Annotated in this window: 12 protein-coding genes and 1 pseudogene; 4 read left to right on the forward strand and 9 right to left on the reverse strand. The window is 41.2% G+C overall.

From position 1 onward, the window contains the following. Nucleotides 1-125 precede the first annotated feature (125 nt). The 6 genes from E1160_RS11535 to ygfZ form a co-directional block, all read right to left on the reverse strand. Nucleotides 126-428, reverse strand: coding sequence for a virulence factor (locus E1160_RS11535; RefSeq protein ID WP_155155315.1), 303 nt, complete (start codon nucleotides 426-428; stop codon nucleotides 126-128). Nucleotides 429-445: 17 nt separating this feature from the next. Beyond that, nucleotides 446-1,111: a DUF1638 domain-containing protein gene (locus E1160_RS11540; protein ID WP_155155316.1), complete on the reverse strand. Its 666-nt coding sequence runs from the start codon at nucleotides 1,109-1,111 to the stop codon at nucleotides 446-448. 5 nt (nucleotides 1,112-1,116) lie between these two features. Next, complete coding sequence (locus tag E1160_RS11545; protein ID WP_155155317.1) at nucleotides 1,117-1,803, reverse strand: corrinoid protein; 687 nt, start codon at nucleotides 1,801-1,803, stop codon at nucleotides 1,117-1,119. 224 nt (nucleotides 1,804-2,027) lie between these two features. Then, entirely contained in the window at nucleotides 2,028-2,645 is a 618-nt protein-coding gene (locus tag E1160_RS11550) for a tetratricopeptide repeat protein (protein ID WP_155155318.1), read from the reverse strand. 27 nt (nucleotides 2,646-2,672) lie between these two features. Then, nucleotides 2,673-4,532 (reverse strand): adenylate/guanylate cyclase domain-containing protein, encoded by a 1,860-nt coding sequence (locus E1160_RS11555; protein ID WP_155155319.1) that lies wholly within the window; start codon nucleotides 4,530-4,532, stop codon nucleotides 2,673-2,675. 199 nt (nucleotides 4,533-4,731) lie between these two features. Continuing rightward, nucleotides 4,732-5,610 carry a CAF17-like 4Fe-4S cluster assembly/insertion protein YgfZ gene (gene ygfZ / locus E1160_RS11560; RefSeq protein WP_155155320.1) on the reverse strand — a complete coding sequence of 293 codons (879 nt, stop codon included), beginning with the start codon at nucleotides 5,608-5,610 and terminating at the stop codon, nucleotides 4,732-4,734. A 187-nt stretch (nucleotides 5,611-5,797) separates the two neighbouring features. Between ygfZ and E1160_RS11565 the strand changes: the two genes are divergently transcribed. From E1160_RS11565 to pyrC, 4 genes are read left to right on the forward strand one after another with little or no spacing between them, the layout of a single operon-like run. After that, complete coding sequence (locus E1160_RS11565) at nucleotides 5,798-6,550, forward strand: glycosyltransferase family 2 protein (protein WP_155155321.1); 753 nt, start codon at nucleotides 5,798-5,800, stop codon at nucleotides 6,548-6,550. Further along, nucleotides 6,547-7,581: a glycosyltransferase gene (locus tag E1160_RS11570; protein WP_155155322.1), complete on the forward strand. Its 1,035-nt coding sequence runs from the start codon at nucleotides 6,547-6,549 to the stop codon at nucleotides 7,579-7,581. The genes E1160_RS11565 and E1160_RS11570 overlap by 4 nt, the downstream gene beginning before the upstream one ends. Nucleotides 7,582-7,598: 17 nt before the next feature. Next, nucleotides 7,599-9,365, forward strand: a complete 1,767-nt coding sequence (gene asnB / locus E1160_RS11575; RefSeq protein ID WP_155155323.1) for an asparagine synthase (glutamine-hydrolyzing) — start codon at nucleotides 7,599-7,601, stop codon at nucleotides 9,363-9,365. A gap of 5 nt (nucleotides 9,366-9,370) precedes the next feature. Further along, the gene (gene pyrC / locus E1160_RS11580; RefSeq protein ID WP_235914121.1) at nucleotides 9,371-10,405 is read left to right on the forward strand and encodes a dihydroorotase; all 1,035 of its coding nucleotides are present in this window, start codon (nucleotides 9,371-9,373) and stop codon (nucleotides 10,403-10,405) included. Here pyrC and E1160_RS11585 read toward each other — a convergent pair whose 3' ends face one another. The 3 genes and pseudogenes from E1160_RS11585 to glyS all read right to left on the reverse strand — a co-directional run bounded on the left by E1160_RS11585 (nucleotide 10,406) and on the right by glyS (nucleotide 16,596). Next, nucleotides 10,406-11,440 (reverse strand): response regulator transcription factor, encoded by a 1,035-nt coding sequence (locus E1160_RS11585; RefSeq protein ID WP_218048866.1) that lies wholly within the window; start codon nucleotides 11,438-11,440, stop codon nucleotides 10,406-10,408. It abuts the gene before it with no gap. A 172-nt stretch (nucleotides 11,441-11,612) separates the two neighbouring features. Further along, nucleotides 11,613-14,275, reverse strand: a pseudogene (ppdK, locus tag E1160_RS11590) (pyruvate, phosphate dikinase). A gap of 107 nt (nucleotides 14,276-14,382) precedes the next feature. Continuing rightward, nucleotides 14,383-16,596, reverse strand: coding sequence for a glycine--tRNA ligase subunit beta (gene glyS / locus E1160_RS11595; RefSeq protein ID WP_155155326.1), 2,214 nt, complete (start codon nucleotides 16,594-16,596; stop codon nucleotides 14,383-14,385). Nucleotides 16,597-16,602: the final 6 nt, after the last annotated feature.

Raw genomic sequence — 16,602 nt, forward strand, 5'->3', positions numbered from 1 at the left:
TAAACATTTCTTTATATCATAGTCAATTCAAAATGTCGCTTTTACCCACACAAACAGTCGCATAAATAAAAAAGGGTTGGAAAACCAACCCTTTAATTATCAGATTCTTTGAGAAATATTTACGATCAGGCTTCATTTCCGCCATTTGCAACCAATTCTTTTAATCTTTCATCATCATAAGCCGCCTCAAGTTCCGCAGCTTTTTTGTTCGCCTCAACCTCTAAATCATCCGATACTTCAACAGGCGCCGCTTTTTTCCATTCTGCAAGATAATCTTCTGTACCACGTGCATCTCCACGCATCGCTGCACGGTCAATTGCTTTCTCAAAACGCTCATCCAGCACAACCTTGACTTGATCACGACGCCCCTTCTTACAAATCACCTGTGCAGGGATGTCACGCCAATATACAACAATCAATTGAGCCATCTTAATTTCCTATTCCATCATTGCTTATGGATATAGTCACCCTTGGAGATAAAATCGGCAAGTTCACCATATCCTGTTTTTACGATTTTCAGTTCTAATTTTAATTTGTCTGCCGCATCCTGAGCCATATCTAACAATTTATTGTCTTCGGTCTGAGCCAGATAAACGACACGCTTATAATTTCCAAACATTAATTCTAACATTTGCGGATATTTGTTAAGTCCCATACCTTCCATAATTAACGCGTCAAATTGACGAACCAGATAATCAGTTAGATAGAAGGTGCCCAACTCTTCATCTGCCAGCTTTCCAAATGCGTCTTGTCCATGAAAGAACGCGTAACAATGTGCCCCTTGGATACGTTCCACATTATATCGCCGGCAGATATTATCTAATTTTCCACCAGTACCACAATCTGCATAACCAATCAGAATTCTTTCATATTGATCTTTATATTGAACAATCTTCTCTTCTAATCTTTCTGGGATAGCATCCGGACGGTTATGGAGATTCGCCGGCAAGCAAGTAAGAGAGATATGCGTCAAATCATTCAGTTTAATAATCGTCAGAATTTCTTTTGCCAATGCCCCGCATGCAATCACAAGCGTTTTGGCATTTTCAAAAAAAATCTCCGGAGCCTCTTCAGACTCCGGAGATTTCAAATTGTCAGGCAAAGCAGACATAACGATTATTGGTTATGCTTACGAGCCATGTATTCTTTAGCTGTTTCAACGGCAACTGCAGCATCACGACAGTAAGCATCAGCACCTACTTCACGTGCGAACTCTTCGTTCAATGGCGCGCCGCCAACCAAAACAGTATAATCATCACGGATACCTTGTTCTTTCAATGTATCAATAACAACTTTCATGTAAGGCATTGTTGTTGTCAACAAAGCGGACATACCCAAAATGTCTGGCTTGTGCTCTTCTAATGCAGCTAGGTATTCTTCAACGGATTGGTTAATACCAATGTCAATAACTTCAAAACCAGCACCTTCCATCATCATGGATACAAGGTTTTTACCAATATCGTGAATATCACCTTTTACGGTACCGATAACCATCTTACCTTGTTGTGGCGCACCAGATTCAGCAAGTAACGGGCGAAGAATTGCCATACCAGCTTTCATAGAGTTCGCAGACATCAATACTTCTGGTACGAAAAGAATACCGTCACGGAAGTCAACGCCAACAATGCGCATACCTTCAACAAGTGCTTCTGTTAGAACTTTATATGGCGCCCAGCCACGTTCCAAAAGAATTTCTGTACCTTCAGAAATCTCATCTGCAAGACCGTCATAAAGGTCGTCCCACATTTGCTCAACAAGTTCCTGATCATCCAGTTCGCGCAGGTCGAGTTCTTCTTCAGACATTGGCGTCATTCCTATAATTTTATATAAGTGATAATTTAATTTTCCTACTCTACTGATAATCCAAACGGACTACTGGCAGCAATAGAATTTCCGACTATTGGATATATATTTACGGCAATAATCCAACTTTTTTACACGCGACAGGGTTTATACCCAGTGCGACAGTGTGAAAAAAATATAAAAAAAACGTTAAAAATCAAAGAAATAGTATTTTATTGATTTACTTATTCTGACTTTTCAAAATTCTCATCAGCGTTTTTAAGGCGATTTAACAAAGAAATAGAAGCTTTATCACCAGCTTGTGCGGCCTTCTCTAGCCATGTTTTTGCAGATGGGATATCTGGCTTCTCCCCTTCACCCTGCCAATAGATTATGCCTAGTTGACGCATCGCTATTATCAGACCAGCCTCTGCAGCTTTACGATAATATTCTTTTGCAAGATTAAGATCTTTATCCAATCCATTCCCATACTCATGGGCAAAGCCGAGATTGAAATTTGCTTCAGACGACCCAAGTGAGGCGGCGATTCGATGCATTTCATATGCCCGCTCTATATTACCTTCAGCCTGATAGATTCTAGCAGCGGCAATTGCACCATCCAGATTCCCAGCTTCCGCAGACTTTTCATACCAAAATACAGCATTCTCCAAAGATGCATCTGGCGCCACACCTTGTTCATTTAATAATCCGAGAAAAAACATCGCTTTACGATCGCCAATCTCAGCTTTCTCAATATATCCATTATACACAAAATCGGGCAATGCTTCATTAGCAGACAATGACGTTGCGTATAAACTGGCATATATACCAGTCACTATTCCATATTTTAATAGTTTCCGCATAAACACATTCACCAAACATTATTGCGATCAAGATTTAACTGATACTTCATATACAGATTGCGGATCTTCAAAACCTTTGAGTTCAAATTGACCTACAGATTTAAAGCCAAAAGGTTTACCTCGGCACATTTCCATGACAATGCCGGAAACGGCAACTTGTTCAGCATCCGCTTTATCCATGACTCGCGCAGCCATATTCACAGGCGTGCCAAATAAATCACCATTTTCATGGATAGGTTCGCCGGCACTGATTCCAATCCGAATTTGAAACCCCATAGCTGGCATGGCTTCTGCAAATTTCTGCACCCCTCGTTGCATCGCAAGACCAGCTTCCACAGAATTCACCACTGCAGGGAAAGAAGCCATTATACCGTCACCTGTATGCTTTATCTCCTGTCCCGCATATCGGCTGATAGCCTCACGGATAATATCATTATGCGCCCGAATAACCTGCATCATCCACTCCTCACCCTTAGTTTGCTGGTTCAGGGTTGAGTTAACAATATCCGTGAATAATACAGCAACGAACTTACGTTCCGGGTCAGCTTCCACTGGTTTTTCTGCTTCTTGCTTTCGAGATTTCGTTTTTTTCTTTTGTTCTTTTAACTCAGGGAAACGCCAAGATTGAAGTGCATCTTCAAGATTGCTTTTGCTCCCGGCCTTTCCAGCCTTCTTGATCTGGTTATTTCGACCAAGCGCATACATATCAAAGTAATTCTCATCGAGAAGATATTCATCAATATTACTACAAAAACCCTTGGCTTGCTCTACTGGTAGATCTAATTTAGCAACATTAGAAACCAATACGTCCAAGCTGGATTCTTTATTCAAGTTATGAATATGCATAAGTTCTTCATTGATACCAGCCATATACAAAATCAAACCAAATCGGGTATATGCATCTGTTTTCGCAGTTTCACCCACAATAGAAATCGCATCTGTAATAATTGAAGCCAACTCATTCTCACAAACCTCCAATGCATCTTTTTGATTCAATCCTGTTCTTTTACTCAAATCGCTGGATGCGGACAAAGATGACACATCATCATCTTCTGAAACTGGCTCACTTGATACAGATTGATAAACTGATCTTTCAACACTAGATCGAGTATCTGCTATGGGGAATGGTTCTTCATTATCTGGTAAATCATCGTCTAAATCCTGAAATGAAGGCGATTCTGTTAATGTTTCACCCATATGAATGCTATTTTCAGGGGGCATCTCCTCCATCATCGCTCTAGCTCCCACTTCCTTATTTGCCTTTGCAGCGGTCGCCAAAAGCTTTTTTAGTTTTGGCACAAAAAACAACAAGAAAGTCGAAATAAATACAAAGGCTAAAATCCCCATGGTAGTATCACGCCCCAGAAAGATATCCATGGAAAATAAAATTAGATAAACCGATACAGAAGTAAATGTTCCAGCAATTGTTGCAAAGAAGAACGCAACCATAATCCCAAATACATTCAGCTGATCATCTTTCTTACTTTTCTTTGCAGGTGCGCTTCGCGTAGGCGGCATCTTAGCTTCCGTCTTTTTAGTGGAGGCTGCCTTCATTCCACTAATACCGCTCTTAATTGGTGAAGAAGATTTGGGCGAACTAGGCCGAGCTGACGTTTTCTTAGAAACTGATTTACCACCAGATATTGCAGAAACTTGAGGTTTAGACTTCATAGACGGCGTGTGATAAATGACACTTTCAGATGAATCATTATCTGATGCGCTAAATGCTTCTCTTATAACAACGGCACCATCAACATTAGGAAGTTTTTCGACGGTTTGTGCCTCTTCCAAAGCTGCTTCTCGTCTATTTCCATCGAAATGCGCATGAAAATTCCAACGTGTGCCTTGGAGAGTATAAACTTCGAAATTAATCGTTTTAACTGCCATCAGTCTATAACTACCTTCTTTGCATTCGCGAAATGCAAAAATCCTATGGATACATAGACTTAAAACACAAAATCACGCTCACGTAAATGTTAGATAGAGCTTATCCTTAAAAATACATCAATAACACAATTCCCTAATAAAAATTGTAATCGAAACACTATATTATCATTCTATAATGATTTAGACCTACCATTACGAGCTATTGCAACCAACTGGGGTTATTTATGAGGACTTCAGTTTCGCCGATCATAAATGGTGTATGATCATTCACCGCTTTATCCATTCTATCTAAACGGACAAATGCTAATGCGGTACTTTTAGAAACAGAACGTATAGAACCAATTTCTTTTTCCCCTGCGTAAATCGCATCACCAGAATGAACAGAGTGACTAAAATTTCCAGATACTGGTTTAACTGTCATTAGGCGCTTCTTAATCAATGCCCGATATTTAGTACGCGCCGTTAACTCCTGCCCCATATAGCAGCCTTTTTGCCAATCTACACCATTGAGTTCGTCAAATCCGTATTCAAGTAACAAACCCTTATTCTTTTCTATATCTTGGCTACCATCAGGAATTCCTGCTTCAATTCGAATTGTGTCATATGTTTCTTTCAGGTCTAGTTTCGCTGATTGGTTATTGTCTAAAAATTCATCTTTATTTCCGATAAAACGATATCCTAACTTAGGGCTTCTTGGATCGGAATAAATCACACCACCCTCAACTACAAAACCATAATCAACATCTTCAAATGCCCAGTCCCCTAGCAACAACAAGGACGACACAGATTGATCTATTCCCAATTGAATATCCGATCTTAATTGATATTTACGCAGTAACTGTCCAAGCGGCATCATTTCATCTTTATGGCAATCTATGAGAAGAGAATCTTCGCGGGATATGACAAAAAAATCGTATAAAAACTTTCCTTGAGGCGTTAATAGCGCGGCCCATATTGCGTATCCGTCTCTGCACTTTTCAACATCATTAGAGATCAGTCCTTGTAAAAACTCAAAACGATCATCCCCAGAAATAGTAATGAATGCACGTGTAGAATCGATAACATAAGAAGCTTCCATTTAAAAATACGCCTTATTATTTTTAATATCTTGTAGAGAATAAAATCTTAAATCCAACTTACAGGTAAGTTCTCAACCATAACTTAGCAAGAGACAATTAACCGAAAACCTACCATTTATATTGACCTATGTCCCTTCCATGCCTAAATCTAAGCGTCGAAAATCATCAACTTTAATGGATCTTTAAATGTCAGTCGACTTATCGGCGCTTGTCGTAGCGCATAATGAAGAAAAACAGCTTGCGGCCTGCCTAGAATCCTTGAAATTCGCGGATCAAATTGTCGTTGTTTTAGATAAATGCACTGACGGAAGCAAAGAAATCGCTGAAAATTTCAATGCGAAAATAATTGAAGGAAACTGGCCAATTGAAGGTGACAGACGAAATATTGGCCTTGATGCCTGTGATGGTTCGTGGATTATCGAACTTGATGCTGATGAACGTGTCACACCCGAACTTGCCAAAGAAATAAGTAAGACTCTTCCTAATACCACAGCTGGACATTTTTTATTACCGTTTGACAATTATGTTGGCTCGCGTCTTGTCCGTTATGGCTGGGGGTGTAGTTGGGGTGTTAGTGCGGCCCCTCGTCTACACAAAAAAGGGAATAAACGCTGGGGACGACAACGTGTTCACCCTTCGATAGAACTGCTAGGTAAAAGACAAGAAATGGTCGGCCGCATTGATCATTATGTTGATCGAAATATATCAGATATGATTAAAAGGCTCGACTCTTATACCAGTGCAAAAGCAAAAGATTTGCGAGATCACCCTGATGGCGTAGGGTATGCACGCAATATCAGACGTTTCTTTTCTCGCTTCATAAAATGTTATTATGGCCGCAAAGGTTATAAAGAAGGTAAATACGGATTCTTAATTGCTTTAATGGCAGGTCTTTATCCAATCATCTCCTATCTAAAAGCCAATTTGGAAGAAGAATGACCAGATTACTACAAATTATGGCCGGCGCAAAAGTTGGTGGCGCTGAAAAATTCTTTGAACGTTTAGCCATTGCTTTTCATAACGCAGGTATTGAGCAACATATTGCTATTCGTCAAAATGCCGAGCGCGAAAACCTATTGAGAGAAGCAGGTCTTCATCTATCAAATCATCGATTAGGTGGTATTTTTGATTTTAAATCACACCGTAATATTCAACAAATCGCAACGCAATTTAAACCAGATATTTCTTTAGCCTGGATGAGTCGTGGTGCGCGTTTTATGCCAAAAGGTGACTTCACAACAGTCGCACGCTTAGGCGGTTATTACGATCTTAAATATTTTAAAAAATGTGAGCACCTTATTGGCAACACACAAGATATTTGCAAATACCTTCGAGAAAAAGGATGGCCGGAAGACAAAGTTTGGTATCTGCCCAATTTTGTAGATGATACTATTATGCCTCCTCAAAGCAGAGAAGAGCTAAATACACCAGAAGATGCCCCTTTGATGCTTGGGTTAGGACGTTTGCACGAAAATAAAGCTTTCGATCTAGGACTTGAAGTCATAGCAAAACTTCCGAACACCTATTACTGGATTGCAGGCACGGGGCCCAAAGAACTTGAATTAAAGCAACAAGCTGAAAAATTGGGTATTACAGATCGAGTAAGATTCTTGGGTTGGAGAACTGATATTGCGGCACTATTTGCAGCTGCAGATATCTTTTTATGTACGTCCCGCCATGAACCTTTGGGTAACATGATGATTGAAGCCTGGGCACATGGTACGCCTGTTATTGCCGCAGCGGCACAAGGTCCAACTGAACATATATCTCATGGACATAACGGACTATTAAGTCCGATAGATGACGCTGATAAAATGGCTCAGAATGTTCAACAACTTTTAGACAATAAAGATTTATCTATTGAAATAGCAAGTAATGGGAATCAATCGTATAAAGAGGCGTATACTGAAGGCCAGGTTGTTACGAAGTATCAAGAATTCTTTGATAAGATATTAAAAACAAAAAGTTAATTTAAGGACCCCATTTTATGTGCGGTATTGCTGGAATTATGATGCGTGATGGCTCTACGCCAAATACCGACATCTTAGATAAACTTGCAAATGCAATCTCTCATCGAGGTCCAGATGGTCAAGGCTGCCATATATCTGGGACTATTGGACTAATCCAAACTAGGTTAGCAATTATTGACCTCAGTACTGGTGACCAACCTTTATATGATAAAGATGGTAGTGGTAGTGTATTAATTGGGAACGGAGAGATATACAATTACCTAGAGTTAAGAAATGAACTAGGGCGAGAGAAATTTTCAACTAATTCCGATTGTGAGGTCCCACTTCAAACCTATCTAAGAGATGGTGTGACTTATGCTGATAAATTACGCGGTATGTATGCACTTGCAATTCATGATCCGAATGAAAATAAATTAGTCATTACGCGTGACCCTTTTGGTATTAAACCGCTATATTACGTTGAACAAGAAAACTATTTTGCATTTGCATCTGAAGCACAAGCGCTAATCAATGCAGATCTAGTTGTTCCAATTGTCAGTGACCGAAAACAGCAAGAATTACTTCAATTGCAATTCACATGCGGCCAAAACACAATATATGAGAATATCAAACGTGTCTGGCCAGGGGAAACGATCATTATTCAGGCAGGTCGTATTGTTGAAAGGCATTTACGTCCAGCTTTACCGCAAAGAAAGCCTCAAACAATAACGGAAAAAGACGCGCTCTCTAAGTTAGATGAAATTCTCCATACAACAATAGATATTCATCAGCGTTCAGATGTACCTTATGGGCTATTCCTATCAGGTGGTATTGATTCTACAATTTTGCTCTCATTAATGGCGGAATTAAATGATAAGCCAGTGGTTGCTTACACTGCGGGCTTTTCTGATACGCAAGTGCATGATGAAAGAGATCACGCACGCATGTTAGCTTCAGTTACCGGCGCAGATCACCATGAGATAAATTTCGGCGAAGAAGATTTTTGGCTAACCCTTCCCCAAATTGCCGCATCGATGGATGATCCAGCCGCGGATTATGCAATTTTGCCTACATGGAAATTGGCAAAGGCAGCTGCACAAGATCTAAAAGTCGTCCTATCAGGTGAAGGCGGAGATGAACTTTTCGCCGGTTATGGTAGATATCGCAGCGTTATGCGCCCATGGTGGTTAGGTGGGCGAAATGTACGTCATCGTGGTATTTTTGACAATATGAACATCTTGCATGATAACTCTACAAGCTGGCGTGATCGTATTACTAGCCACGAAGCGGTATCTACAAATTCAGGCTGTAACAAGTTACAAACAGCTCAAGCTGTCGATTGTGCAGACTGGCTACCAAATGATCTGCTTACCAAGCTTGACCGATGTCTGATGGCACATGGCTTAGAAGGGCGCACTCCATTTCTGGACCCTGTTGTCGCAGAGTTTGCCTATCTGTTGCCTGACAAATTGAAGGTAAAAGGCCGCTTAGGTAAATGGCTATTACGTAGCTGGCTAGAAAAACGTATGCCAGAAGCAAAACCCTTCGACAAGAAACGAGGTTTCACAGTACCTGTGGGTGAATGGATTTTAAATAGAGGTAAAATTCTTGGTGGTCTCGTTGCAAAACAAGAATCCATCAAGGAAATTGCTGATGTAAGTGCTGTAGAAAAGCTATTCATCACCGAAGGTAAAAGAGAAGCTTTCGCAGCTTGGTCCCTACTCTTTTATGCTTTATGGCATAAGGCAAATATTGAACAAATAAATCCTAATAATAAAAATATATTCGACGCATTAGAAGGATAATGATCATGGATAGCATTACCATCAAACGCCCAGATGACTGGCATCTTCACATTCGCGACGGTAAAATGATGGAAGCAGTATTACCATATACTGCTAGTGTATTTGGGCGCGCGATCATTATGCCTAACTTGACGCCCCCTGTAATCACTGCACAAGATGCAGTCGAGTATCATGAGCGAATTATGGCCGCTTTACCTAAGGATACTCAATTCAAACCTCTAATGACGGCTTATCTAACCGATAATACGGATCCTGATGATATCGCAAAAGGTTTTCAAGAAAACGCTTTTGTGGCCGTAAAGCTTTATCCTGCACATGCAACAACAAATTCGGCACATGGTGTTTCAGATATCACAAAGGTAGATGCTGTTGTAAAAAGAATGTCTGAAATTGGTATGCCATTGCTTATCCATGGTGAGGTTACGCGGTCTGAAGTAGATATTTATGATCGCGAAGCTGTTTTCATTCAAGAAACATTAATGCCTCTGAAAGAGAAATACCCAGACCTGAAAGTCGTACTAGAGCATATTACTACATCTGAAGCAGTAGATTTTGTAAAAGCTGCTGATGACACAGTCGCGGCAACTATTACACCACAGCATATTATCATTAATAGAAGTGACATGTTTAGAGGTGGTATAAGGCCTCATCTCTACTGTCTTCCAATTGCGAAAAGAGAAAAACATCGCCTAGCGGTGCGTGAAGCTGCTGTTTCAGGGCATAAAAGCTTCTTCTTAGGAACAGATTCAGCACCCCATCCAATCGGTGCCAAAGAGAGCTCATGTGGATGTGCTGGTATTTTTAATGTACCAGCAGCGATAGAGACCTATTTGGAAGTATTTGAGGAAGAAAGAAAAATTGAGAATTTTGAAGCTTTTGCATCCCTTAATGGTCCAGCATTTTATGAGATGCCTGTGAATGAAGATAGCATCACTATCGTAAAACAAGACTGGAACATGGAAAATGAAATCGTAATTGATGAGACAACGTCTCTTCATCCCTTTAAAGGTGGAAAAACAGTAACATGGAAAGTGCAGTAATTATTCTGCACTCAATTCTTCTGTAGCTTTTTTATCTAATTCTTGTTGTTCACGTAAGCGGCGTTTCTCGGCTTGTCGCTTTTGGAAACCGCTTACAGCGCCCGTAATCTGACTTGAAAGTGCTTCAGCATCTGCATCAGGATTAAATGCTAATAAGATAGCATCTGATAAAGGTTTAATTAACTTAATATCCTTTTCAGAAGGATCATCAAGATCACTCAGCAATGATAAAGAAACTGTGGTTAATGTTTCACATAATTCTGAAACATGCTCATATCCAGTCCCATGTAATCGTGAAGCTGTATCAGATGCTGATCGATGAAGACGCCTAATGAAATCTTCAACTTCCTGCGTCTTTTCACCAGCGATTAACTTAGGCTGCAACATCTCAACAACAAAAGAAATTTGAAATGCGTTCCGTTGCATTTTTAATTCATTGACCTGGTTATTTACCGACGCTATGGCGCGAGATAATTCCAAATGAGAAATTTCTTTCCCTTTTACCTTAGCCTCTAATGTATTTGGAACAACCATACTTGGAATAGAGCTGTTTCTATTTGCATCTTTTCGTCGATCTGGCCCAATATAATCACTAGTGACAATAAATTCCTTACGAGCACTAATTAGCGCTTTAATGCGATCCATAAGCCCATTTGGAGAAAATGGTTTAAGCAATATGTCATCAGCACCCGAATCAACGATACGCCCAATCAGATGAGAATCAGCTGACCATAATGTCGCAATAATTGGAATATAAGGATTCTTACCAAGCTTACCGTATCTGATATCGCGAATTAGTTGAATCGCATCGCCTGAACGGTCTTCCATTTCTGCATCAAGGATCAATAGATCGGGCATTTCGGACATCAGGGTTACACGCACAGGTTCAAGGCGCATAAAATCACGCGTTTGCGTTAAACCTTCCTGTGACAAAACATTTCTTATCGTAGTTCTTATACTGGATTTATCCTCCACATATAGAACATTAACTTTATTCAAATGTTTTTGTGCGCCGACTTTTGACAGCCCAGCCATCAACATCCTCCAAAAGGGCTAAACTCAATTTTATAAGCAAAATAAAATGTTTAGCTACTTTGCATACTTATTTTTATATAGGAGTTTCTTTTACCTCGCCACCTATTTTTTAGTGGCAAAAGAAAAGGCAGCATGGGCATGCTGCCTTTTCCACAGATAATCCAATGAAGATTTATCCTTTATTTATAACCGCTTGAGCAGCAGCTAATCTCGCAATCGGCACACGGAAAGGTGAACAAGACACATATTCCAAACCTACTTCCTCACAGAATTCAATAGAAGCAGGATCACCACCATGTTCACCACAGATGCCAAGCTTAATATTTGGACGTGTAGAACGTCCGCGCTCAGCCGCAATCTCAATTAACTCCCCAACACCTTCTTGGTCCAAGGTCGCAAATGGATCAGCTTTTAAAATACCACGTTGTTCATAAGACCCTAAGAAACCTGCCGCATCATCACGAGACAAGCCATAAGTAGTTTGTGTAAGGTCATTGGTACCAAAAGAGAAGAAAGCAGCTTCTTCAGCGATTTGTGCAGCACGCAATGCGGCACGTGGCAATTCAATCATGGTACCTACAACATAATTAGGTTTCACACCTTTTTCGGCTGCCACTTCTTCTGCAACTCGATCAATAACTGCACGCATCAATTCGAGTTCTTTTTGGTACCAACTAATGGTACCATAATCTCGCATAATGGTGCTTCTCCCGTTTCTTGTTGAACTTCAATAGCAGCTTCAAGAATAGCACGCGCCTGCATTTCACAAATTTCAGGATAGGTGTTCAATAAGCGGCAACCACGATGACCAAGCATTGGGTTAAACTCATGTAACTGAGACGCACGATGCTTAAGTTTTTCAACAGAAACACCAACTTGCTCAGCAACCTGTTCAAACTCATTTTGCTCGCGTGGTAAGAATTCATGTAAAGGCGGATCTAACAAACGAACAGTTACAGGTAAGCCCTTCATAATTTTGAATAATTCGATAAAGTCAGCTCTTTGCATTGGTAGAATTTTTGCCAATGCAGCACGACGACCATCTTCATCTTCTGCTAAAATCATTTCACGCATGGCAACGATGCGCTCACCTTCAAAGAACATATGCTCTGTTCGGCAAAGGCCGATACCTTGTGCACCGAAATTAGCTGCGGTGCGTGCATCTTCAGGTGTTTCCGCATTTGCACGCACTTTCAGGCGACGGATGCTATCAGCCCATTCCATGACACGACCAAAGTCACCAGATAATTCAGGTTGAACTGTTGGCACTTCACCAAGGATGATGTCACCCGTGGATCCATCAATAGTAATCCAATCCCCAGCTTTCACTTCTGTACCACGAACAGAGAATTCACCAGATTTATAATCAACATTAATGTCACCCGCACCAGCTACACAGGGGCGCCCCATACCACGAGCCACAACAGCAGCATGAGATGTCATTCCACCACGTGTTGTTAGAATACCCTGTGCCGCATGCATACCATGGATGTCTTCCGGTGATGTTTCGATACGAACCAACATCACTTTTTGACCTTCAAGTGCACGTGCTTCCGCCTCATCAGCTGCAAACACAACAATACCACTTGCAGCCCCCGGGCTTGCAGGCAAACCTTTTGAGATAATGTTACGTGGCGCATCTGGATCAAGGCGTGGATGAAGGATTTGATCTAGGCTTTGTGGCTCAATACGGCTCACAGCAGTCTTTGTATCAATCAACTCTTCATCAACCATATCACATGCAATTTTAATAGCCGCATGTGCGGTACGTTTGCCCGCACGTGTTTGCAGCATATATAATTTGCCTTGTTGTACGGTAAATTCGATATCCTGCATATCTGCATAATGTTTTTCAAGAATGATACGCACATCAGCCAATTGGTTAAATACTTCTGGCATAACTTCTTCCATCGCAGGAAGCTTGGAGCCATGTGCCTCTTTACCTGCAATTGTCAGATGCTGCGGTGTACGGATACCCGCGACAACGTCCTCACCTTGTGCGTTTACAAGATATTCACCATAGAAGATATTTTCACCTGTAGATGGATCACGTGTAAAGGCAACGCCTGTTGCACAATCATCCCCCATATTACCGAACACCATTGCTTGAATGTTAACAGCTGTACCCCATTCTTCAGGGATTTTGTTCAGTTTACGATACACAACAGCGCGATGTGTCATCCAGCTGTTAAACACGGCACCAATTGCCCCCCAAAGCTGTTCTTTTGGATCTTGTGGGAAGCCTTTACCAAGTTCTGTTTGAACGATATTTAAGTAATCAGTTACCAAGGCTTTCAAATCATCCGCATCTAGGTCTGTATCCAGATAAACGCCTTTTTCTTCTTTTTTGATTTCCAGCTGATCCTCAAATAAATGATGATCCATATCCAAAACTACGTTGGAATACATTTGAATGAAACGACGATAACTGTCATATGCAAAGCGTGCATCGCCTGATTTCGCGGCTAGACCTTCTGCGGTAGCATCATTTAAACCAAGGTTCAAAACTGTATCCATCATACCCGGCATGGAAGCACGGGCACCAGAACGTACAGAAACCAGCAAAGGATTTGCTGGATCACCAAATTTCATATCACTTTCAGTTTCAAGCTTTGCGAGTGCCGCTTCAACTTGATCTGTCAGATCGGATGGATAATTACGTTCGTATGCGTAATAATGTGTACAAACCTCTGTTGTTACAGTGAAACCTGGTGGCACAGGTAAACCAATATTACCCATTTCAGCAAGGTTTGCACCTTTACCACCAAGAAGATTACGCATATCGGCTTGGCCCTCTGCCTTGCCGCTTCCGAAGCTATATACCCATTTGGTCATAGTCTTTGATCCTTGTTCATCCAAGAATGGCTCTTTCAAGATTTCTCTATCCAGAAGGTTAATAAAAAGGTTTGAATTGGTACCCCAACCTATTTTTGCGTATCGAGTTATCCCTCGATTTGTCCGAAATCAGCCACCTGCCCCATTACAGAACGAATATGGGAAAGCAGTTTCAATCGGTTTTCACGAACTGATGCGTCATCCGCATTCACGGTAACGTCATCAAAGAATTTATCTAAAGGCGTACGAAGCTTTGCCAGACCAGACATTGCATCTTCAAACGCCTCATTACCTAAAGCTTTAGAAACAGCAGCTTCAGCAATATTTAATGCTTCTGCCAAATCTTTTTCTTCAGCTTGGGATAGCAAGTCAGCATCAACCGCCCCATCATAGGAACGATCATCTTTCTTTTCTTCCGCACGTAAAATATTAGCGGCTCGCTTATTCGCTGCCAGCAAGTTTGCGCCATCATCTGTTTTCAGGAAGTCACCCAAAGCTGAAACACGATCTAAAACACGCACAAGATCATCTTCACCTTCAAGTGCAAAGACTGCCGCGATATGATCATGCGGTACACCATCCGCTTTTAAATGCACTTTCAGACGGTCTACCATGAAGGATATTAGATCAAATACTTTAACGACCATCTCATCAAAAACTTCATCTTTATCGTCAAATATAGAATTTATCTTATCCATCCAACCATCTGATAACTTTTGAAGGTCAAAACCACGTTCTTCAAGGTCAGCAAATTCAACAAAATACTCCGAAGCTTCGTTATTTCTTTGCTCTAATGCATTTTTTAAAATAGCTCCAAGCAAAATCTCAAGTAATGATAATCGTAATTTGTTTTCTATTATCAAACGGATAACGCCAAGCGCAGCACGTCGTAAAGCAAATGGATCTTTGGAACCTGTTGGTTTTTCATCAATCAACCAAAAGCCAGCCAAGACATCAATTTTCTCAGCTAATGCAACAGCAACAGAAGTTGGTGCCGTTGGACAGTCATCACTAGGTCCAGCCGGGGAATAATGGTCTGCGATAGCATCTGCAACGGCAGCATCTTCACCTTGCTTTAAAGCGTAATAACGCCCCATGGTCCCTTGAACTTCTGGGAATTCAAATACCATATCCGATACAAGATCAGCCTTTGATAGTTCAGCCGCTCGACGCGCCTTGGATTTATCAGCACTGGGTATGCTATCACATAACAACTCAGCAAGATCAGCCATACGAGACACACGTTGCGCAACCGTACCTAGCTTCGCATGGAATACAACTTTCTCAAGCTTCGGCAGGTTGTCTTCAAGTTTATGCTTTAAATCTTGATCCCAGAAGAATTTGGCATCAGCCAAACGGGCACGTAAAACGCGTTCGTTACCATTGATGATCGCCGCACCGCCATCATTCGCCGTAATATTTGCGACAAGTGCAAAACGACGTGACATGGAAGCGTCAGCATCTTCCAAGGTGAAATATTTCTGATTGGCACGCATAGAGGATGTTAATACCTCACGCGGGACTTCCATAAATTCTTCATCAATATCGCCAAGCAATACAACCGGCCATTCAACAAGCCCTGCAACCTCGGTTAAAAGCGAAGGATCATCCTTAACTTTCAAGCCTTCTTTGGCGCAAGTCTCTTCCAATTGTTTCGCAATAATTTCTTTGCGTTCTTCATGACTTACGATTACGGATTTATCACGTAGACCAGAAACATATTCATCTGCATTTGTGAAAGTGACCGTACCTTCGGACAAGAAACGATGGCCTTCTGTCACATTACCAAATGCAATCTCGCCACCATTCATATCAATTGAACCAGCAAGAACTTGCCCATTAAACACAGCATTTACACGACGCAATGGACGTACCCAACGTTGGCCTAAACGTGCAAAACGCATAGATTTGGACCAAGGCATTTTTGCAACTGCATCTTGTACGATGGAAACTAGCATATCTGCTGTCGGTAGGCCTTTACGTTCAATCACAGCAAACCAAACAGCACCTTTTGGTGTTTCGCGTTGTTCGCATTGATCGATACTCTCAAGGCCGGCACCGCGTAAGAAACCAGCAATTGCCTGCTCTGGTGCGCCAACTTTTGGTCCTTTACGCTCATCTTTCACATCTGGTTGTTTTTCCGGTAAGCCATCAACAACCAAAGTTAAACGACGTGGACCGCAATATTTTGTCACAGCAGAAAATTCTAGATTTTCGGCCTTTAGACGATCGCAGACAATCTTTTCCAAAGAATCAACAGCAGGTAATTGCATGCCAGCTGGAATTTCTTCACAGAACAACTCAAGGATAAGCTCAGCCATTTTCTC

Source organism: Curvivirga aplysinae, assembly GCF_009711445.1.
In the GTDB taxonomy this organism is placed as follows: Bacteria; Pseudomonadota; Alphaproteobacteria; order UBA8366; family Aestuariispiraceae; genus Curvivirga; species Curvivirga aplysinae.

Excerpts from the sequence above, each read along its gene's own strand:
- asnB (WP_155155323.1), top strand. The coding sequence starts at position 7,599 with ATGTGCGGTATTGCTGGAATTATGATGCGTGATGGCTCTACGCCAAAT.
- pyrC (WP_235914121.1), top strand. The coding sequence starts at position 9,371 with ATGGATAGCATTACCATCAAACGCCCAGATGACTGGCATCTTCACATT.
- E1160_RS11585 (WP_218048866.1), bottom strand. The coding sequence starts at position 11,440 with ATGGCTGGGCTGTCAAAAGTCGGCGCACAAAAACATTTGAATAAAGTT.
- E1160_RS11550 (WP_155155318.1), bottom strand. The coding sequence starts at position 2,645 with ATGCGGAAACTATTAAAATATGGAATAGTGACTGGTATATATGCCAGT.
- E1160_RS11535 (WP_155155315.1), bottom strand. The coding sequence starts at position 428 with ATGGCTCAATTGATTGTTGTATATTGGCGTGACATCCCTGCACAGGTG.
- E1160_RS11545 (WP_155155317.1), bottom strand. The coding sequence starts at position 1,803 with ATGTCTGAAGAAGAACTCGACCTGCGCGAACTGGATGATCAGGAACTT.
- E1160_RS11555 (WP_155155319.1), bottom strand. The coding sequence starts at position 4,532 with ATGGCAGTTAAAACGATTAATTTCGAAGTTTATACTCTCCAAGGCACA.
- ygfZ (WP_155155320.1), bottom strand. The coding sequence starts at position 5,610 with ATGGAAGCTTCTTATGTTATCGATTCTACACGTGCATTCATTACTATT.
- glyS (WP_155155326.1), bottom strand. The coding sequence starts at position 16,596 with ATGGCTGAGCTTATCCTTGAGTTGTTCTGTGAAGAAATTCCAGCTGGC.
- E1160_RS11540 (WP_155155316.1), bottom strand. The coding sequence starts at position 1,111 with ATGTCTGCTTTGCCTGACAATTTGAAATCTCCGGAGTCTGAAGAGGCT.
- E1160_RS11565 (WP_155155321.1), top strand. The coding sequence starts at position 5,798 with ATGTCAGTCGACTTATCGGCGCTTGTCGTAGCGCATAATGAAGAAAAA.
- E1160_RS11570 (WP_155155322.1), top strand. The coding sequence starts at position 6,547 with ATGACCAGATTACTACAAATTATGGCCGGCGCAAAAGTTGGTGGCGCT.